This is a genomic window from Burkholderia sp. Bp9016 (assembly GCF_003857765.1).
Lineage (GTDB): Bacteria > Pseudomonadota > Gammaproteobacteria > Burkholderiales > Burkholderiaceae > Burkholderia.
This window is the reverse complement of record NZ_QTPY01000024.1, coordinates 26,050-45,388: the sequence shown is the minus strand read 5'-3', so window position 1 is coordinate 45,388 and position 19,339 is coordinate 26,050. Positions and strand designations below refer to the sequence as shown.

The following is a 19,339-nucleotide window of genomic DNA, read 5'->3' as shown; positions in this document are numbered from 1 at the left end:
TTCGACGCAGAGTTGAACCCCATTCTTCAGGAGAACCTGTCATGTCCGATTCGAATCCGCTGCCGCTGCGCGTCCTGTTCTGCTGCGGCGTGTCGCAGAACTTCTTCGACCTGCCGCGCGAGAAGATCGGCGAAGTATGGCAAGCGTACGGCGCGATGCTCGCCGCCGTCGAGGCAATGCCCGGCGTGCGCGTGCTCGGCGTGATGGACGACGATCGTCTCGTCGTCGGCCAGGCCGACGGTGCGCCGTGGACGTTCTACATCATGGCCGACGTCGCCGACTTCGACACGACGGTCGCCGTGTGCAACCTGTATCGCACGACGCCGGTGGGCGAATACAACCTGTGGCGCTACGGCAAGATCGAGGCGCGCGTCGGCCGTGCGCTGACCGTGCCGCCGGCCGCGAAGGCCGCCGCGTGAGACGCGCGATGACCGGACCCGATTCGACGCTCGCGCTCGACGCGCTCGACGCGCTCACGCGGCGCGTGGCGGCGCTCGATGCCGAACGCGCGGTGCGCGCGACGATCACGCGCTACATGGCGCTGTGCGACGTGCCCGAGGATGCCGGCGACGGCCCGGCGCTCGCCGCGCTGTTCACGCCCGATGCGATATGGGAAGGCATCGGCCTGCAGTACGCAAGCAAGTTCGGCCGACTCGAAGGCACGGATGCGATCGTCGCGATGCTGCGCCGCTATCTGCCGCCCGATCCGCATTTCGCGGCGAACCTGCATTTCCTGACGTCGGAGTCGATCGATGTCGACCCCGACCGTGCGAGCGCGCGCGGCCGCTGGATCATGCTGCAGGCATCGCGCTACGCTGACGACACGGCCGAGCTGATCGCCGCCCGGCTGACGATCGATTTCGTTCCGTCGGACGACGGCTCGACCTGGCTGATTCGCCATTTCCGCACCGAGCGCGTGCTCGACGGCCCGTGGCCGCTCGCCGCCGCACCGCGATCCTGAACCCTTTCACCGTCTTCGCAGGCCATCGCACCATGACAGGCTTCATCGATACCTTCACGCTGGGCGGGCCGGGCCCGACGATCGCGATCAAGGACACGATCGACATCGCCGGCCATCCGACCCGCGCGGCGAGCCGCGCGCTCGCCGACGCGCCGCCCGCCGCGCGGCATGCGGACGCGGTCCGGCTGCTGCTCGACGCCGGCTGGCAGATCGCCGGCAAGGCGAACATGCACGAGCTCGCGTTCGGCATGACCGGCATCAACGACGCCACCGGCACGCCGGTCAATCCGCAGGACGCGACGCGCATTCCGGGCGGCTCGTCGAGCGGGTCGGCGTCGCTCGTCGGGCTCGGCATGGTCGACGCCGCGCTCGGCACCGACACCGGCGGCTCGATTCGCGGGCCGGCCGCCTGCTGCGGCGTGGCCGGCCTCAAGCCGACGTTCGGCCGCGTGTCGCGGCGCGGCGTCGCGCCCGCCGACACCACGCTCGATTGCGTCGGGCCGTTCGCACGCGACATCCACACACTCGCGGCCGTGATGGCCGCCATTGCGCCCGGCTTCGATCGGGTGCGCGCGGCAGCGCCCGCTGCAGGCTGCACGATCGCGCGCGCGATCGTCGATGCCGATCCGGCCATCGCCGCCGCGCTCGACGCGGCCGTACGCGCATCGGGGCTGCGTTCGCACGACGTCGTGCTCGACGACATGCCCGCCGCGTTCGCGGCCGGGCTCTCGGTCATCAACGCGGAAACGTCGCGCGCGTTCGGTCATCTCGTGGCAACCGGCAAGCTCGGCGCCGATCTCGATGCACGGCTGCGCGCGGCCGCGACGACGACACCGGCCGCGCTCGCGGAAGCCGAAGCCGTGCGCGCGCGCTTCACCGCGCAAGTCGACGCCGCGCTCGAACGCGCGGACGTGCTGGTGCTGCCGACGCTGCCCGCGCTGCCGATCACGCTTGCGCAGGCACGCGACGGCGTATCGGTGATTGCGATGTCGTCGCTGATCCGGCCGTTCAACCTGAGCGGCCATCCGGCGCTCAGCCTGCCGCTGCCGCTCGCGGGGACGCCACTGAAGGCCGGACTGCAGATCGTCGGACGCAAGGGCGCGGACGAACAGGTGTGCGCGCTGGCCGCGCACTTCGAAGCGGCGCTCGCCGCATGAACCACGATGCGGGCACCGCGTCCGATGCGCGCCCGCGAACCAGGGAATCACGCACCATGTCAGACCGAGTCGTTCTCGTCACCGGCGCCGCGCGCGGGCTCGGCGCCGTCATCGCCGAGCGCTTTCACGCGGCCGGCTATCGCGTCGCGCTGGCCGACATCGCCGCCGACGCCATTCACGCGCATGCACGCGAACTCGATGCGAGCGGCGAACGCGCGCTCGCGCTGCCGCTCGATGTCACGTCGAAACGCGATTTCGAAGCGGCGCGCGATGCGCTCGTCGCACGCTGGGGCACGATCGACGTGCTCGTGAACAATGCCGGCGCGTCGAAGGTCGTGCCCGCGATGGAGATCACGGCCGAGCAGTTCGACCACGTGATCGACGTGAACCTGCGCAGCGTGCTGTTCGGCTGCCAGGTGTTCGGCCAGTACTTCGCGGCGCGCGGCGCGGGCCGCATCGTCAACATCGCGTCGCTCGCCGGGCAGAACGGCGGCTCGGCGACGGGCGCGCACTACGCCGCGGCGAAAGGCGGCACGCTGACGCTGACCAAGGTGTTCGCGCGCGATCTCGCCGCGCAGGGCGTGACCGTCAACGCGATCTCGCCGGGTCCGCTCGATTTGCCGATCGTCTACGAGAGCGTCGCGCCGGACAAACTGCGGCAGGTGCTCGCGAGCCTGCCGGGCGGCAGGCTCGGATCGGCCGGCTTCGTCGCGGATGCGGCGGTGCTGCTCGCGTCGGGCGACGCGCATTTCGCGAACGGCGCATGCTGGGACATCAACGGCGGGTTGTACATGCGTTGAGTGTGCCGTGTCGCTTGCGCGCGCCGGCTACGTCGACCACGACGCGCGCTTCGGCGCGCGTGAATCCGCCTAGCGCGGCGTATCGCCGTCGCCGCCCCACACGACCATCACGTCGCGCACCAGTGCGGCGATCGAGGTCGCGCCGAGCTTCTCCTTGATGCTCGCGCGATGCACGTCGACGGTCTTCACGCTGATCGACAGGTCCGACGCGATCTGCTTGCTGCCCTTGCCGTCGACGACGCCGCGCAGCACCTCCTTCTCGCGCGCGGTCAGCGCATCGAGCCGCTGGCGCAACTCGCGGTGACGCTGGTCGAGCGCGTGCCGCTGCTGCGCGAGCCGCAGCGCACGCTGCACGCGCTCGAGCATCTGCTGCGAGTTGTACGGCTTCTCGACGAAATCGATCGCGCCGTTCTGCAGCGCGCGCACCGACATCGGGATGTCGCCGTGTCCGCTGACGAAGATCACCGGCAGCGTCGCGCCGCGCGCATTCAATTCCGCCTGCACGTCGAAACCGCTTTTCTCCGGCATCCGCACGTCGAGCACCAGGCACGCGGGCTGGTTCACGTCGAAGCGCGCAAGAAAGTCGGCCGCGTTCGCGAACCCTTCGGACGCGATGCCGACCGATTCGAGCAGCCACGCGAGCGACGTCCGCATGCCGCTGTCGTCGTCGACGATGTATACGATCGGAGCGGGTGACGTCATCGGGGTGTCTCGCAAAATATCGGTATCGGTATCACGCGCGATGCAGGTGGGGCAGGCGTCGTTCGTCGGGGTATGCGGCACATCATAGCGAGCCGAAAATCCGCTGAATACCCCTTCACGTACCGCGCGAACGCACAATCGCGCTTTTTTTCGCGCATCGTGCCGCGCATCTAGGTAGAACCTTTAGATACGTTGGCGCGAACGCCATCTTCGTCATCGTTCGTGCGAATGGTCGGCAGCATATTCTCGACGTACGCTCGGGTCATCGTCGGCGATGCGACGCTGCATCGACAGCGCCCGCGATCGCCGCCCTCATCCAACCAGGAGCGCCCATGTCCGCAACGACCGATACCCCGCAACCGGCGCGCGCCGAACCGACCGACGTGCAAAAGGCCTTCCGGCAAGCAATGGCCCACCTCGGCGCGGCCGTCAATGTCATCACCACCGCAGGGCCGCACGGCCGCTGCGGGATCACCGCGAGCGCGGTCTGTTCCGTCACCGACGCGCCGCCGACGCTGCTCGTGTGCCTGAACCGGTCAAGCGCGATGCATGCGATCTTCGAGCGCAATCGTCACGTGTGCATCAACGTGCTGCCGGCCGAGCATGAACTGCTCGCGCGGCATTTCGCGGGGATGACCGAGCTGCCGATGGAGCGGCGCTTCGCGCTGCCGGTGTGGGATCGCGGCGAACAGGACGTGCCCGTGCTGCGCGATGCGCTCGCGAGCCTGCAGGGCACGATCGCCGAGATGAAGGAAGTCGGCTCGCATTCGGTGATGTTCATCGAAGCGACGTCGATCCGCGTGCGCCGCGACGGCGACAGCCTCATCTACTTCAGCCGCGCGTTCCATCGCGTGTCGCGCACGGCCTGCGTGCAGTAACGATGCCGGCGCATCGCGGCGCCGGATGCAGGCCCGTGCCGGCTACGCGGACACCCGCAACGCGCGCTGTCCGGCCGCGAGCGCGGCGCCCGCGAACAGCGTGAGCGCCGAATACACGAGCCCGCGCGCGAGCCCCGCGCTGTCCGACACCCAACCGATCGCAACGGGCCCGGCGATCTGCCCGAACGCGAAGATCGTCGTGAACGCGCTGATCCCCTTCGCCCAGCCTTCCGGCGGCAGGTTGTGACGCACGAACGCGGTCGTCGCCGCGACCGCCGACAGGAACGTCGCGCCGAACAGCACACCCGATGCGAACGCGGCCGCGGGATGCACGAAGATCGCCGGCATCAGCGTCGCGATGCCGAGCAGCGCATTGAGCACGGCCAGCGCCTGGCCGCCGCGCATCCGGTCGAGCAGCCCCGACCACAGCCGCGCCGACACGACGGTCGCGACGCCGAGCATCACGTAGAACGCGGACACGACCGTGCCGCTCATCCCCGCGCCGCGCAGCAGCGCGACGATGAACGTCATGTAGCCGATATAGCCCACGCCGAAAAGGCCATAGCCCCCGAGCGCGAGCGCGAAGCGCGCCGGGCTCGCGGTCGCGGCCGGCGCGGCGCCGTCGCGCGGCGCAGCCGGCGCCGCATGCACGCGCTCGATGCGGCGCGCGGCCGACACGGCCAGCATCGAGAACAGCACGCACGCGAACGCGAGTGCGAACCACGCGGGCTGCCAGCCGTGCAGGCCATGCGCGAGCGTCGCCGGCACGAGCAGCGACGACGCGACGATTCCCCATCCGGTGCCGCCGTAATAAAGCCCGAGCAGCAGCCCCGCATCGCGCGGCGACGCCGACGCGAGCCGCGCGGCCAGCAAGCCGCCGCTGATGAAGATCAGCGCGCTGCCGATGCCGGTCGCGAGCCGCTCGATCAGCAGCGCGTTCGTGCCGGACGTGATTCCGCAGGCGGCCATCAACACCGCCGTGAGCGCGCAGCCGGCCGCCAGCAGCGTGCCGGTGCGCCAGCGTCGCGACAGGAACGGGAAGGCGAGCGCGCCGATCAGGTAGCCGGCTGCGTTGGCCGTGTTCAGCGCGCCGGCCTGCGCGAAGCTCCAGCCGAGATCGGACTTCATCGGCGGCAGCAGCAGCGCATACGAAAAGCGTGCGAGGCCGAGTGCGATCGCGCTGCCGAGCGACAGGCAGATCGCGAGCCGCCACGCGGCCATGCGGTCGGGGTCTTTTGCGCCGGCGTCCGGCCTTGCCTGGCCGGCGTGCTCCGGTTGCGACGCTGCGCGCATCGGGGTGTCTCCATCCTGGTTCGAATCGTCCCGCCGGAACGGCGGTGTGCGCGCGGCCGCAACCGGCGCGTGAAGTCGTCAGATGGTGCCAGAAAATCGGCGGGATCGCCGGGGCAGGCACACCGACGGCGCGTTCGCCGCCCGACGCCGCATCGAGCGTCGGCGGCCGACGGCCTCGAGGCCGAGCGTCCGCGCAACGCGAGCGCGACCTCGTTCGTCGCGACCACCGAGTTGAACTGCATCGCGAGAAAGCCGCCCTTGCGTGCGGCGAGCCGTGCCGGTTCGAAAGCCATGCCACGCGCTGACACGTGTTCCGTCTGCGGGCGTTTTACCTGCGCTCGGCGCGCGATGCGTTGCGAACGCTGGCGAGGTTTGCGCCGGAACGGTTGGCGGCGGCGGTGGCATGACGATGCACCGGCAATGCCGCGCGATCGGGGCAGCGGTTCGCCGTGGCCCCGATCGCCCCGCTTGCAGCAATGCGACATCGTCTTGCCAAAACCAGCCGTTTATTTTTTCCGGCGCGCGCGGCCGCGCATCATCTGCGCAAGCCTCGGCGCGCCGCTGCGGCGACGATCACCTCACTCCGGCGGAGACACCAATGAAAAGAAGCCACACCCTCAAGACGCTTGCCCTGCTCTGCTGCCTGGGCATCCAGTGCGCGACGTCGGCATTCGCCGACGAACCGAAGAAGGTCGCGTTCGTCGACACCGGCAATACCGGGCGCAGCGTGATGGCCGAAGCGATCGCAGGACAACTGATCGCGCAACGCCACGCGAATATCGCGGTAATCTCGCGCGCGGTCGACGAAGATCCTTACGACGAAAAGCCCGAAGCCAACGGCGTGATCCTGATGAAGCGGCGCGGGATCGACACGTCCGCGCACCGTTCGGTGCAACTGAGCGCCAACGACGTCAGGCATTCCGACGTGATCCTGACGATGACCGACAAGCACAAGGAAAAGGTGCTCGCGCTCTATCCGTCGGCGGCCGGCAAAGTGTTCACGCTCGCCGAATACGCGACCGGCGAGCACAAGGACGTGCCCGACGCGTGGGGCAAGCCGATCGACTTCTACGAATCGGTGACCGCGCAGCTCGACGCGTTCATCCCGGCCGCGCTCGACAAGGTCGCGACGGCCGCGCCCGCGAAGCCGTAACGCGGTTGTACCTGCCGGGTCGCCCGTCGCGTCGCGCGGCGGCCCCGGCCCCGGCCCCGGCAGGCCGATCGTCCCCGCAGTCCCCTCCCGCACCGCGCGTATTCTCCGCGCGCCAATGAGTTCGGCCGTTCGGCCGAATCGTCGCCGCACGCCCCGAATGAAAGAATGATCGTCGTTCGGGAAGCAGGCTTCATCACCCGGCATCCCGAACGACGAAAGCGCTGCATGCGTTCCTGCCACGGCATCGGTGCGCGGCGTTCCGCCTCGCGTTCGGCGGAGCCGGTCCCGCTGCATCGCGCCGGTTCCGCCTCTTCCGGCAAACCGCGAGATCACGTTGCTACCTCTACCCTCCATGTAGCTTATAAGTTACAATGCTCTCCAAATTCGAACTGCTTCGCTATCAGCGCGACGACGGTCGCGAGCCGTTCACCGAATGGCTGAACACCGTGCGCGACAAACTCGCGCAAGCGCGGATCCGCGAACGCCTGCGCCGCGTGGAAACCGGAAATTTCGGCGATTGCGAAGCTGGCGGCGAAGGCGTGGTCGAACTGCGCATCCATGTCGGCGCGGGATATCGCGTGTATTTCGGCCGATACGGCAGTGCACTGGTGCTACTGCTGTCCGGTGGCGACAAGCACGACCAACCCGACGACATCAGGCGCGCAAAGGAACACTGGTTGAACTGGAAGCGGAGGCAAACATGAACAAGCTGAAAGGCGCGGTATCGCACCACAACGCTGAAGTCGCCGAACTCGGCGCCGATCGCGAGCTCGCGGTCGCCTATCTGCGCGTCGCGATGGAATCGCTCGACGATCCCGACAATCGCGCAGCCGGGCTGCTCGCACTGCGCACGGTCGCCGAAGCGTACGGCGGCCTCGGCGCGGTTGCCGCGGAAGCCGGCATCAGCCGCGAATCGCTGTATCGCACGCTGTCGCCCAACGGCAACCCGACACTGAAAACCCTGCTCGCGGTGCTCAAGACCGTCGGCCTGCGCCTGTCCGTCGTCCCCGCGCAGCCGGCGCACGCGTAACCGCGCGCCGCTCGCTCACGGCTGCACCATCCACACGAGCAGCATGTCCGCCGGCGCGGCACGCATCCCCGCCGGCGGATGCGTGATCGTCGGCTCGATCGCGAGCGCCTGCGCGATCGTCGCCGTATCGTCGATGGTCGTCGTGCGCACGATCGTCATCAGCCGCGCGGGCCGATGCAGCGTCTCCCGATACAACGCGCCGTACCACAGCGGCCGCATCCCGAGCGCATCCTGCAGCACATAGGGATAACGCCACAGCCGCAGCACGAGGCGGCTGTCGGGATGCGCCGGATCGACGCGCACGAACACGCGGCGCGTGCTCTCGCCGTGCGTGTAGCGCGGCAGCACGGGCAGCATCCCGGCCGGCGCCTGCGGCAACAGCCAACGCAGCGCGGTCGCCGGCGACCACGGCGTCGCCCGCTGCCAGCCGGCCAGCGACAGATGGCGATCGAGCGTGTCCGACGTCGCGCACCATTGCAGCGGCAGATATTCCTCGCGGTCGCCGCCGATCTCGGTGCGCCGCATCGGTACGCGCTGCCAGCCGCCGCGCATCCACTGATCGACGGTCATCGCCACGACGTCGCCGACATGCGGACGCGCCGCGCGATCGAGCTGCCATTGCGCGGGCACCGTCCACACGCCCGCCGTCGCGAGCACGACGAGCACCGCGACGAGCGCGCCCCGGGGCTGCACGTGCTCGCGCACCTGCCAGTACGCATAGGCGCCGGCCAGCAGCGCGAACCAGGCGAGCCCGAGACTCCAGCCGCCGAGCAAGCCCGACAACCACGTATCGCCGACGTACAGCCGCGCGAAGCCGCCGAGCACGATCCACAGCACGACAGCCGTCGCGACCGGAATGCGCCACGACGCGGGCCGTTCACGCGCCAGCACCCAGCCGATGCCGCTGCTCGCAAGAATCGCGAACGCCGCATCGGCGTCGGGCAGCGGCACGTGCAGCGCGCCGGGCGGCAGGCTCGCGGGCGTCGCGCCAGATACGCCGCCGAACACCGGCACGAGCACGGCCGCGATGCCGACCGTCGCAAGCCACCAGGCGGAGGTCAGCCAGCAGCGATGGATCATCAGCCACACCAGAAACCCGGCCGCGACGATCAGCCCCGTATCGTGCCCGTGCAGCACGGCGAGCGCGCGCATCGCGGCGTCCACGGGCGGCGTGCGCAGGTTCTGCAGAAACGCATATAGCGCGATGTCGGCGTGCATCAGCGGATCGTTCGCGACGACGTCCTGCACGATGCCGGCGAACAGCCACACGCAGCCGACGAACAGCAGCGCGAGCACCGGCACCGCGCCCGGCAGGCGGCGTACCCGCGCGATGCCGTCGTGCAGCCGTGCGCCGAAGCGCGGCCAGCGGCGGGCACACGCGTGCACGGACGCAGCGATCGCGCGGTGCAGCAACGGCCAGCCGCGGCGCAGCGCGATGCGCACGCCGATCCACACAAGCGCGACCAGCGCGGCGACGACCAGCAGGATCGCGGCGACCCGCACGCTGATCGCCGCGGCCAGGGCCGCCGACGCACCGAACAGGATGCCCGGTGCGACGTGCACGGGCGCCCAGATCAGCGCCGACACGACGTTGAAGGGATAGAACGAGCGCCGCGGCAGCGTCGCGCAGCCGACGACGACCGGCACGACCGCACGCACCGGCGCCAGGAAGCGCGCGAGCACGATGCTCTTGATGCCGTGCCGCAACACGAACTGCTCGCCGCGTGAATATGCGTCCGCATAGCCGACGCGCACCAGCCTGTTTCGCACCGCGCTGCGGTAGCGCCGCCCGAGCTCGTAACTGACCGCGTCGCCGACGATCGCGCCGGCGGCCGCGACACCGATCGTCGTCCAGCCGTCGAGCGCGCCCGCGCCGATCAGCGTGCCGGCCGCGAACATCACGGCGCCGGCCGGCACGAACGTGCCGACCAGCGCGATCGCCTCGGCACCGGCCGTGACGAACACGATCGCCAGCACGAGCGCCGGATGCGCGCCGATCGCGCCGAGCCACGCGTGGATCGTGCCGCTCATCGCGGGCCGCGCGGCGTGGCGGCACGACGTGCATGCGCCGGGCTCGCGGTGGCGTGGGGAGGGTTCATCGGAGGGTGCGCGCGTTCGAGACGGCGGGGGCGTCAGTCGAATTCGTGCTGGCGCGCGTCGACCTCGAGCGGTGCGTCGTGATAGCCGACGGTCGCGATCTCGTGCAGATAGCGCGCGAGAAACGCGCCGATCGAGCCGGCCGCCTCGTACTGATGCACGTGGCGGAATTCGTGCGCGAGCAGGCGTCGCGTCTCCTGGCCGCGCAACACGAACACCGCATGGCCGAGCGTGAGGCCGATCGTCCCGGGCGACAGCAGTCCGGTGTCGCGCGCGATCGCGCCCAGCGCCGGCGTGTCGGGAAACGGCAGCCGGTCGGCGACCACGATCCGGATCCGCTCCGGTTGCGCGACGCCCACGGCCCGCGCATCGTCGGCCTGCGCAGGCGTCAGCGGCACGCCCCGGGCGAGCCCGTGGGCCGCCTGCGCAGCGGCCCACGCGACGGCGTCGGGCAGCGCGGACGGCAGGATGTCGGCGAGATCGATCATCGTGGAGGCTCCTCGGGACGGACAGGTCAATCGGGCACCAGTTTATCTCCGAATCAGGGCGATCCGCGAGGTGCGGCATCGGTCCGGCCCCGGCGATTCCTCGGGAATACCCGCCCCGCCTGGCTCCATCGCCTGTACCATTTCCCGCGGATTATTTCGCAGCCGAATACGATCCACACCAGGATGTCTCAAAAATTTACCGCCGGTGCACCATTTCCCGCTTCGGCGGAATATATTGGTCAGAAGAACAGCCGCAGCGGCGACCGGCAGAACAGCCCGCGGTGTCATCCCGAAGAGGACCGCTAGATGATCAGGGTAATTCTGGCTGACGATCACGCAGTCATGCGCGACGGACTGCGTCACATCCTGGAAACGGCCGGCGGCTTCGAAATCGTCGGCGAGGCGAGCGACGGCTCGGCCACGCTCGAGCTGGCCGAACACCGCGCCGCCGACGTGCTGCTGCTCGACCTGTCGATGCCCGCACCGACCGGCATCGAGCTGATCCGGCTCGTCAGGACGCGCGCGCCGTCGCTGCGCACGCTCGTGCTGACGATGCATGCGGAGACGCAGTACGCGGCCCGCGCGTTCAAGGCCGGCGCCACCGGCTATCTGACGAAGGACAGCGCGACCGCCGAACTCGTCGACGCCGTCGGCAAGGTGGCCGCGGGCGGCGTCTACGTGAGCCCGTCGGCGGCCGAAAGCCTGGCGCGCACGCTGCGCGCGCCGACCGAAATGCTGCCGCACGAACGGCTGTCCGCGCGCGAACTCGACGTGATGCGCCGCATCGTCGCCGGCCAGACCGTCACGCGGATCGCGTCCGAGCTCACGCTGAGCGCGAAGACGGTCAGCACGTACAAGACGCGCATTCTCGAGAAGATGGATCTGCCGCACGAAGCCGCACTGGTGCGCTACGCGGTGCGGCACGATCTCGACATGGGCTTCGACGACGCATGATGCCCGCCTTCCGCTACCGCCCCGCCGCTGCCGACGACGAAGACGACGCGTCGGAGCCGTCGCGGATGTTCATGTCGTCGCTGCCGCCGGGCCGGCGCGAGCGGCGGCTCGCGCTCGCGACGGTCGTCGTGTCGGCCCTGATCTTCGTTGCGCTCGCACCGTTCGCGGATACGCAGCTTGCTCGGGTCTGGGGATTCATTCCCGTGTACCAGTCGGCGATCGTCGTCAACGACATGGTGACGGCCGGCCTCCTGCTCGGCCAGTACGCGATCCTGCGCGAGAAATCGCTGCTCGCGCTCGCGGGCGGCTATCTGTTCACGGCCTTCATGGCCGGCACGCACATGCTGAGCTTCCCCGGCCTGTTCACGCCGTCGGGCCTGCTCGGCGCGGGCGAACAGACTACCGCATGGCTGTACCTGTTCTGGCACGGCGGCTTTCCGCTGGCGGTCGCCGCGTACGTGCTGCTGCGCGAGACGCCGCGCGCGCGCCAGCCGTCGGTGACGCAGCGCAGCGCGGCGATCCCGATTCTGCTCTGCATCGTATCGGTCGCGAGCGCGACCGTCGCACTCGCCCTGCTCGCGACCACCGGCCACGATCTGCTGCCGCGCATCATGCAGGGCAACCGGATGGCCGCGACGATGGCGTACGCGATCACGACCGTCTGGGCGCTGAACCTCGCCGCGCTCGTGCTGATGTGGCGGCAGCGGCGCCCCCATTCCGTGCTCGACCTGTGGGTGACGATCGTGCTCGTCGCGTGGCTGTTCGACATCGCGCTGTCGGCGATGCTGAATCACGGACGCTTCGATCTCGGCTTCTACGCCGGGCGCACCTACGGCCTCGTCGCGTCGGGTGTCGTGCTGTTCGCGCTGCTGTTCGAGAACGGCCGGCTGCATGCGCAGACGGTGCGCGCGCTGGCCGGCGCGCGCTATCAGCATCTGCTGGTCGTGCAGAAGAGCGCGCAGCTCAACGACGCGAACGAACGGCTCGAGCAACGCGTCGCCGCGCGCACCGCGCAGTTGAGCGCGTCGAACCGCGACCTGCGGCGCGAAGTCGAGGAGCGCGTGCGTGCGGAGCGGGCCTTGCAGGCGTCGCGCGAGGATCTGCGCGAGATCGCGGCGATCAGCGCGACCGCCCGAGAGGCCGAACAGCGCCGCATCGCACGCGAACTGCACGACGAACTTGCGCAGATGCTCGCAACGCTGAAGAACGATCTCGAATGGCTGCTCGATCGCGTGCCGCAGGACGATGCGCCGCTGGCACGCAAGATCGCGTCGATGCATGCGCTCGCGCGCGACGCGGTGACGGCCACGCGGCGCATCGCATCGGACCTGCGGCCGCTGATGCTCGACGATCTCGGGTTTGCCGCGGCAATGCAATGGCTCGTCGAGGATTTCCGGCACCGTCGCGGGATGGCATGCACGCTGCGGGTCGAGCCGGGCGAGCTGCAGCTCGACGAACCGTATGCGACGGCGGTGTTCCGCATCGCGCAGGAAGCGCTCGCGAACGTCGCGCGGCATGCGGCCGCGTCGAGCGCGAGCGTGACGCTCCTGTATCGCGACGAGACGATCGCGCTGACGATACGCGACGACGGTGCGGGCTTCGATCCAGGTGCGCCGCGCAAGTCGGGATCGTTCGGGCTGGTCGGGCTGCGCGAGCGCGCGTATCTCGTCGGCGGCACGCTGCGCATCGATACGACGCTCGGCGAAGGGACGACGGTGGAGGTGGATATTCCGGTGGCGTCCGCGCATGTGGCGATCGCGCATGGCGGGGATGGCGCTTCGCGGACGAGGCCATGACGCGGCTGGCGCGGCGGCGGGAGGGATTGCCGCTGCGGCGACGATCAGTGGTAGTCGTCTTCCCGCTGATGCCGGACGGAAAGGATCGTGACTTGTTCTGCGCTTTCGATCTCAAACAGCGGCACATAGCCCGACGTACGAAAGGAAACGATCAGTTCGCGCAGAAACGGATTGCGCTCATCGAGCTTGCGGCAGGTGAACGGGAACAATCGCAACATGGCCACGCCTCGTTCGATTGCTTCCAACGCCCTCGCTGCCGCTTCCACATCACGTTCGAGCAGATATCGATACAGTTACAAGGTCTTCACGCGCTGCCGGCGTATATCGAATCTGGTAGCTCAATCGGCCGCCTTCTTCGAACGAGCGGCTTTCAGCATGCGCTCGAGCTCGCTCTGAACATCCGCGGCATCGACGTATTCGCCCGTGCGCCGCGCCTCGTCATGCGACGCCAAACCTCGTGCGACGAATTCGTGCTGCAGCCGCCGCCGGGCAATGCCATCGCGCAACGCCGATTCCATGAACGCAGACAGCGTCTCGTTTTCCGCCAGGACCGATTCCGCTTCCTCGCGCAACCGCAGATCGACTCGCAGCGCGGGCATCGTAGCCGTTTTCATTACATTCTCCCTGCATTACATATGTAATGCAGGGCAGCAAACCGCCCAAATCGACGGTAGTCGGCCATTCGTCATAGCCGAACCGTCAAGGGCGCGCTCACGCCCGCGCCGCCGCCATCCCCCGCTCCGAGCGCGTCCACGCGACCAGCGCGCCGACGCCGAGCAGCGCGAGGCACACGATCGGTACGATCATCGGCCCGAACGCGGTGCCCGTCACCTTGCCCGCGAACGGCATCAGGTTCTGGCTGAAGAAGCCGCCCAGGTTGCCGATCGAATTGATCGCCGCGACGCTCGCCGCCGCACGCGCGCCAGTGAAGTAACGCGGCGGCATTGACCAGAAGCACGGATACAGCAGCGGAATGCACGCTCCGCCGAGCACGAGCGCAATGAAGCGCAGCGGCGTCGACGGCAGCACGAGGCTCAACAGGAAGCCGAGCGCGCCGAGCGCCGCGACGATCGCGATCGTGCGCAGGATGCTCTTCGCACGGCGCAGCTTCGACGGCAGCCACAGCAGCAGCAGCACCGCGAGCGCCCAAGGCAGCATGCTCAGCAGCCCGTTCGTGCCGCTCGACACGCCGAATGACTTCACGATCGTCGGCAGCCAGTACGTGACGCCGTACAGCGACGTCGACATCAGCATGTAGGTCGCGGCGAACAGCATCACGCGCGGATCGAGCAGCGCCTTCCACGGCTGCGCGTGCTCGGCCTGCGCCGGCTTCTCGCGCTCGAGCGCGGCCGCGACGATCTGCTTCTCGCGTTCGTCGAGAAACGGCGCGTCGCGGAACGATGCGGGCAACACGCGGAACACGACGATCGCGACGATCACCGCCGGGATGCCCGTCGCCACGAATACCCACTGCCAGCCCGCCAGCCCCCACACGCCGTTCAGGCTCAGCAGCACGCCGCCGACCAGCGAGCCGAGCATGTTCGCGAGCGCGCTGCCGAGCGTGAAGATGCCCAGCACCTTCGCGCGGTAGCTCTGCGGGAACCACAGCGTCAGGTAATAGATCACGCCCGGATAGAAGCCGGCCTCGGCGATCCCCAGCAGGAAACGCAGCGAACAGAACGCGGGCATCGATGTCGTGAAGCCCATCAGCACGGTGATGAGGCCCCACGTCAGCATGATCCGCGCGAGCCACACGCGGGCGCCGAAGCGATGCAGCGCGAGCGTGCTCGGCACCTCGAACAGCAGGTAGCCGATAAAGAACAGCGACGACGCGAGACCGAACGCGGCTTCGGTCATCCCGAGGCTGTGCACCATCTGCAGTTTCGCGAAACCGACGTTCTGCCGGTCGATGAACGCAATCAGGAACATCACGACGAGGATGGGCAACAGGCGTCGCGCCATCTTCGACATGATGCGCTGCTCTTCGGCGGACGCGGGGTCCAGGGTTTCGGTGGCATTCACTGCAGGCTCCTCCGTGAATCGGTTGCTTGTCGGTTGAATCGGCGCCGCGCGCGACGGGCGCGCGGGCACGGAAATATTTCGATGAATGGTGTGCGGCGTGCGGCGCCCCGCTGCGGCGCTCAGCCCGGCCGGTAGTCGTCGAGCATCGGCGCGAACATCTCGTGCCACGCACGCGGCTTCGCCTTGATCGTGCCGGCGAGATACAGGAATTCGACGTAGTCCATCAGCTGGTTCGGCCGCACCGAGAAACGCGTATCGGGCGCGGCGAGCATCTGCATCACGTCGTCATGCGACACGCCGACGCCCGACGACGCCGCATACAGCGCAGCGGCCGCGCGCGGATCCTGCGCGATCAGGCGATTCGCTTCATCGAGCGCGGCGAGAAACGCCACGGCCAGCGCGGGCTCCGCATCGACGAGCCGCTTCGGCGCGAACACGACGTCGAGCGTCATCGGGCCCAGCACGTCGACCGAATTCACGATGCGATGAATGCCCGGCTGCCGCAACTCGAGCGTCGAGAACGGCGGCGAAGTGAAGTGCGCGGTGATGCCGTTCTCGCGACGGATCAGCGCCTGCATCGCCTGCGGATGCGGCAGGTTCACGGTGATCGAGTCGAGCTGCGCGAAATGCTTCGCGCCGAGCTGCCGGCTGGCGACCATCTGCAGCACGACCGCCGACAGCGACGTGCGGATGCCCGGCACCGCGATCCGGTCGGCGCTCGTGAAGTCGTGCAGCGATGCGAGGCCGGAACGGTTCGCATTGAGCGACAGCGACGTCGTCGACAATCCGCTGATACCGATCACCTCGACATTCGGAATGCCGCGCGCCCGCGCCCACAGCTCGATGAAGCCGGGCGCGCCGGCGCCCGCGAAATCGAGCGTGCCGGCCATCATCGCGTCGTTGACGGAATTGCCGCCGTCGAGCAGCACCCAGTCGACCGCGATCTCGCGCAGGCCGTGCCGCGCCGCGTGCCGCTCGAACAGCCGCTGCTTCTCCATCACGAGCAGCGGCAGGTACAGCACGCCATAGCCTTTCGAGATCCGCACGGTGCGCGGCGTCGAACGCACGAGCGATGGCGCCCCGAGCACGCCGAGGCCGGCTGCGATCAACGCGCGGCGGCGTAGCGACGTCGTCATGCGTGCGCCCGGCTGCCGAAGACGGCGGACTGCGACCCGGCAGCCGGCGTCGCGCTCGCGTGCGCGTCCGGCCGCGTGGTCGTCGTGTCCGTGACATGCTGCATGTTGCCGTCTCCTCTGGTATTAATGCCGTCTTCGCTTGTTCCGGCTCGACACAGGTTATCGATCGAGTCTGAGAAAATGCTGACATCCCCGCCCCGGGAAAACCCCTAACCCATCTACCTGCGAACCGGCACCATGCGCATTCTCGTCGTGGAGGACGATGCCGAAATCGGCGCGGCGATCCGCAGCCGCCTGACGCGGCTCGGCCATGCCGTCGATCTGGAAACCGACGGCTCGACCGCAAACGGCCTGCTGCGCGTCGAACGCTTCGATCTCGTCGTGCTCGATGCCAACCTGCCCGGCCTCGACGGTTTCGCGGTGCTGCGTAACCTGCGCGCATCGGGCAGCACGACGCCGGTGCTGCTCGTCACCGCACGCTCGGCGATCGACGACCGCGTGAGCGGCCTCGGCCTCGGCGCCGACGACTATCTGGTGAAACCGTTCGACTACCGCGAGCTCGACGCGCGCGTGCAGGCGCTGCTGCGCCGCAACAGCGGCCATGCGAACGACGTGCTGACGCTCGGCGGCCTCGTGATCGACCGCAGCAGCCGCCTCGCGGAACTCGACGGCCAGCCGCTGTCGCTGTCGCGCCAGGAGTTCGCGCTGCTCGAGATTCTCGCGAGCCGCCCGCAGCGGATCTTCTCGAAGGACGAGCTGCTGAACCAGTTGTTCAGCTTCGGCAACGAGCCGACCGCGAACGCGGTCGAGCAATACGTGACGCGCGTACGCAGGAAGCTGCAGGGCAGTTCAGTCGAAATCCGCACCGCGCGCGGGATGGGGTATCAGATTGCCGCGCATTGACTGGTTCCCGAAGACGCTGTTCGGGCGCACGCTGCTGTTCATCGCGCTCGTCGTCGCGACCGGCGCGCTCGCGCTTGCCGCGATCGCGCGCTACTACGCGGGCGTCGCGGCCGAACGCGCTTACGACCAGTTGCTCGCCGGCGCGTCGATCCAGGTCGCGGAGAACCTGTACGTCCAGGGCGGCGTGCTCGCGCTGAACCCGCCGGTCGCCGCGCTGTCGACGCTGTCGCGCTACGACCTCGTCTACTACAAGGTCGTCGATTCGCGCGGCGTCGTGGTGGCCGGCTACAACGATCTCTCGAGTCCGGTGGCGCTCGCCGCCGCGAAACAGGGCCCGGCGTTCGCGAACGCGGTGTACCAGGGGCATCGGATCCGCACCGCGACCATCGCACGCTACATGCCCGAAGAGAGCACGCCGGGCTGGGCGCTCGTCACCGTTGCGCAGACAACCAATGCGCGACAGCAACTGACGAACGACATGAGCATCAAGGTGTGGACGCTGATCCTGCTGATGAGCGTGCTCGCGATCGGTGCGAGCGGCCTCGCGATCCGGCGCGGGCTGCGCCCGCTCGCGCAGATCGGCGCGATCATCGCCGCGCGCGACCCGGCCGACCTGCGGCCGGTGGCCGTCGACACGCCGAGCGAGATCGATGCGATCATCGGTTCGATCAACGGACTGATGCGCCGCCTCGCGGAACGGATCAACGCGATGCAGCGCTTCATCGCCGACGCCGCGCACCAGATGCGCACGCCGCTCGCGCGACTCGACGCGCAGATCGAACTGCTCGACGGCGAGGCCGATCCCGCGCGTCACGCGGCGCGGCTCGATGCGCTGCGTGCGACCTGCTCGGACGTCGGACGGCTCACGGGGCAGTTGCTCAATCATGCGATGGTGATCCATCGCACGGAGGCCGTGCCGCTGCAACCCGTCGAACTCGTCGCGCTCGCGAAGGACGTGCTCGGCCGCGCGATTCCGCTGGCAGACGAGCGCGATGTGGCCGTTGCATTCGCCAGCGATTCACCGCATGCGTGGATCGACGGCGATGCGATCAGCTTGCAGGAGGCGCTGTCGAACGTGCTGCACAACGCGCTGCTGCATGGGCATGCGGACGACCTCGTCGTGTCGGTCGCCGCCACAGGCAACGCGGACGATACGGTGACGCTGACCGTCACCGACAACGGGCAAGGCATTGCGCGCGAGCATTGGGATGCGGCGTTGCAGCCGTTCGTGCGGATCGCGCCGGACGGCACCGAGCGTCGCACCGGGTCGGGCCTCGGGCTCGCGATCGTGCAGGAAGTGATGAAGGCGCATGGCGGGCGGGTCGGGTTCGCATTTCCCGATGCGGGCGGATTTGCAGTGGTGCTGACGTTTCCGCGGCCGGTGACGGCCCATGCAAGCAAGACCCCGCTTCGCCGGACGACCTGACGCAGCGTCCGTCGCACGGCAGCGGGCGACAGGCGCTCAACCGTCGCTGTCGCGATCGTCGGCGTTGCGCGCCGCATGCCGCGCCACCAGCTGGTCCAGCTCGTCATAGCGACCGTCGCAGAAGAGGCGGCACAACGTGTCGACGTCGACGCGTTTCCTGACGTCGATCGTTTCGACGTGCTGCTCCAGCTTCGCCTTTCCCATGCCGAACAGCCCCTTCTTCATCCGCATGGAAACGACATTCAACTGGAAGCCGTCCGCGTGCGCGTTGCTCAGCGCGCTGATCCACAATTCGCGCTGATCGCCGGCATGCTGCAGCACGAGCGCGGGCAACGGGCCGTCCTGCAACGCGTTCCAGTCGGCATGCTGGGCGGCCCACGGGAATGCATCGAAGGCCTGCGTGAACGACGCGTAGTCCGTCGCGCCCTCGGGATCCAGCTGGTTGTAGTCGTAGCCGACTTTCTGCGTGGAATAGGTCAACATGGCGCGGGGGTCTCCGTGGCGTCGATCGCGACAGAACGCTAATCTACTCCACATTTCGCC

Annotated in this window: 20 protein-coding genes and 1 pseudogene; 12 read left to right on the top strand and 9 right to left on the bottom strand. The window is 68.8% G+C overall.

Annotated elements, in window-relative coordinates:
• Positions 1-41: 41 nt before the first annotated feature.
• The 4 genes from DIE13_RS25635 to DIE13_RS25620 are packed head-to-tail and all read left to right on the top strand — an operon-like array spanning position 42 to position 2,918.
• Positions 42-419, top strand: a complete 378-nt coding sequence (locus DIE13_RS25635) for a hypothetical protein (protein WP_124829889.1) — start codon at positions 42-44, stop codon at positions 417-419.
• A gap of 8 nt (positions 420-427) precedes the next feature.
• Entirely contained in the window at positions 428-961 is a 534-nt protein-coding gene (locus tag DIE13_RS25630) for a nuclear transport factor 2 family protein (RefSeq protein ID WP_124829888.1), read from the top strand.
• A 32-nt stretch (positions 962-993) separates the two neighbouring features.
• Entirely contained in the window at positions 994-2,118 is a 1,125-nt protein-coding gene (locus tag DIE13_RS25625; protein ID WP_124829887.1) for an amidase, read from the top strand.
• A gap of 56 nt (positions 2,119-2,174) precedes the next feature.
• Positions 2,175-2,918, top strand: coding sequence for an SDR family NAD(P)-dependent oxidoreductase (locus DIE13_RS25620; RefSeq protein ID WP_124829886.1), 744 nt, complete (start codon positions 2,175-2,177; stop codon positions 2,916-2,918).
• A gap of 69 nt (positions 2,919-2,987) precedes the next feature.
• On the opposite strand, the gene DIE13_RS25615 is transcribed toward DIE13_RS25620, so the two are convergent.
• Positions 2,988-3,620 carry a response regulator transcription factor gene (locus DIE13_RS25615; RefSeq protein WP_124829885.1) on the bottom strand — a complete coding sequence of 211 codons (633 nt, stop codon included), beginning with the start codon at positions 3,618-3,620 and terminating at the stop codon, positions 2,988-2,990.
• Between the two features lie 332 nt (positions 3,621-3,952).
• On the opposite strand from DIE13_RS25615, the gene hpaC reads away from it, so the two are divergent.
• Complete coding sequence (hpaC, locus tag DIE13_RS25610) at positions 3,953-4,498, top strand: 4-hydroxyphenylacetate 3-monooxygenase, reductase component (RefSeq protein ID WP_124829884.1); 546 nt, start codon at positions 3,953-3,955, stop codon at positions 4,496-4,498.
• 42 nt (positions 4,499-4,540) lie between these two features.
• Here the strand turns inward: hpaC and DIE13_RS25605 are convergent, their stop codons facing one another.
• Positions 4,541-5,791 (bottom strand): YbfB/YjiJ family MFS transporter, encoded by a 1,251-nt coding sequence (locus DIE13_RS25605; protein WP_124829883.1) that lies wholly within the window; start codon positions 5,789-5,791, stop codon positions 4,541-4,543.
• A 598-nt stretch (positions 5,792-6,389) separates the two neighbouring features.
• On the opposite strand from DIE13_RS25605, the gene DIE13_RS25595 reads away from it, so the two are divergent.
• The 3 genes from DIE13_RS25595 to DIE13_RS25585 all read left to right on the top strand — a co-directional run bounded on the left by DIE13_RS25595 (position 6,390) and on the right by DIE13_RS25585 (position 7,974).
• The gene (locus tag DIE13_RS25595; RefSeq protein WP_124829882.1) at positions 6,390-6,944 is read left to right on the top strand and encodes a protein tyrosine phosphatase; all 555 of its coding nucleotides are present in this window, start codon (positions 6,390-6,392) and stop codon (positions 6,942-6,944) included.
• 371 nt (positions 6,945-7,315) lie between these two features.
• Entirely contained in the window at positions 7,316-7,648 is a 333-nt protein-coding gene (locus DIE13_RS25590; protein WP_124829881.1) for a type II toxin-antitoxin system RelE/ParE family toxin, read from the top strand.
• On the top strand, positions 7,645-7,974 hold the full coding sequence (locus tag DIE13_RS25585) for a DNA-binding protein (RefSeq protein WP_124829880.1): 330 nt from the start codon (positions 7,645-7,647) through the stop codon (positions 7,972-7,974). The genes DIE13_RS25590 and DIE13_RS25585 overlap by 4 nt, the downstream gene beginning before the upstream one ends.
• 15 nt (positions 7,975-7,989) lie before the next feature.
• Here DIE13_RS25585 and DIE13_RS25580 read toward each other — a convergent pair whose 3' ends face one another.
• Both DIE13_RS25580 and DIE13_RS25575 read right to left on the bottom strand, forming a co-directional pair.
• A complete protein-coding gene (locus DIE13_RS25580) occupies positions 7,990-10,005 on the bottom strand; it encodes a VTT domain-containing protein (RefSeq protein WP_124829879.1) in 2,016 nt (671 codons plus the stop codon).
• Between the two features lie 101 nt (positions 10,006-10,106).
• A complete protein-coding gene (locus DIE13_RS25575; protein WP_124829878.1) occupies positions 10,107-10,559 on the bottom strand; it encodes a hypothetical protein in 453 nt (150 codons plus the stop codon).
• A 306-nt stretch (positions 10,560-10,865) separates the two neighbouring features.
• Between DIE13_RS25575 and DIE13_RS25570 the strand changes: the two genes are divergently transcribed.
• Entirely contained in the window at positions 10,866-11,513 is a 648-nt protein-coding gene (locus DIE13_RS25570) for a response regulator transcription factor (RefSeq protein WP_124829877.1), read from the top strand.
• The gene (locus DIE13_RS25565) at positions 11,510-13,309 is read left to right on the top strand and encodes a sensor histidine kinase (RefSeq protein ID WP_124829876.1); all 1,800 of its coding nucleotides are present in this window, start codon (positions 11,510-11,512) and stop codon (positions 13,307-13,309) included. Before DIE13_RS25570 ends, DIE13_RS25565 begins: the two co-directional genes overlap by 4 nt.
• Positions 13,310-13,353: 44 nt before the next feature.
• Here DIE13_RS25565 and DIE13_RS25560 read toward each other — a convergent pair.
• The 4 genes and pseudogenes from DIE13_RS25560 to DIE13_RS25545 all read right to left on the bottom strand — a co-directional run bounded on the left by DIE13_RS25560 (position 13,354) and on the right by DIE13_RS25545 (position 16,467).
• Positions 13,354-13,651 (bottom strand): annotated as a pseudogene (locus tag DIE13_RS25560) (type II toxin-antitoxin system RelE/ParE family toxin).
• Positions 13,648-13,923 carry a YlcI/YnfO family protein gene (locus DIE13_RS25555; RefSeq protein WP_124829874.1) on the bottom strand — a complete coding sequence of 92 codons (276 nt, stop codon included), beginning with the start codon at positions 13,921-13,923 and terminating at the stop codon, positions 13,648-13,650. Before DIE13_RS25555 ends, DIE13_RS25560 begins: the two are co-directional and overlap by 4 nt.
• Before the next feature lie 97 nt (positions 13,924-14,020).
• The gene (locus tag DIE13_RS25550) at positions 14,021-15,331 is read right to left on the bottom strand and encodes an MFS transporter (RefSeq protein ID WP_124829873.1); all 1,311 of its coding nucleotides are present in this window, start codon (positions 15,329-15,331) and stop codon (positions 14,021-14,023) included.
• 119 nt (positions 15,332-15,450) lie between these two features.
• A complete protein-coding gene (locus DIE13_RS25545; RefSeq protein WP_124829872.1) occupies positions 15,451-16,467 on the bottom strand; it encodes an ABC transporter substrate-binding protein in 1,017 nt (338 codons plus the stop codon).
• Positions 16,468-16,704: 237 nt separating this feature from the next.
• On the opposite strand from DIE13_RS25545, the gene DIE13_RS25540 reads away from it, so the two are divergent.
• Together DIE13_RS25540 and DIE13_RS25535 are read left to right on the top strand one after the other, a co-directional pair.
• Complete coding sequence (locus tag DIE13_RS25540) at positions 16,705-17,370, top strand: response regulator transcription factor (RefSeq protein ID WP_059532061.1); 666 nt, start codon at positions 16,705-16,707, stop codon at positions 17,368-17,370.
• Entirely contained in the window at positions 17,357-18,796 is a 1,440-nt protein-coding gene (locus tag DIE13_RS25535) for a sensor histidine kinase (protein WP_124829871.1), read from the top strand. The genes DIE13_RS25540 and DIE13_RS25535 overlap by 14 nt, the downstream gene beginning before the upstream one ends.
• Before the next feature lie 36 nt (positions 18,797-18,832).
• On the opposite strand, the gene DIE13_RS25530 is transcribed toward DIE13_RS25535, so the two are convergent.
• Positions 18,833-19,279 carry a hypothetical protein gene (locus DIE13_RS25530; protein WP_124829870.1) on the bottom strand — a complete coding sequence of 149 codons (447 nt, stop codon included), beginning with the start codon at positions 19,277-19,279 and terminating at the stop codon, positions 18,833-18,835.
• Between the last annotated feature and the right edge of the window lie 60 nt (positions 19,280-19,339).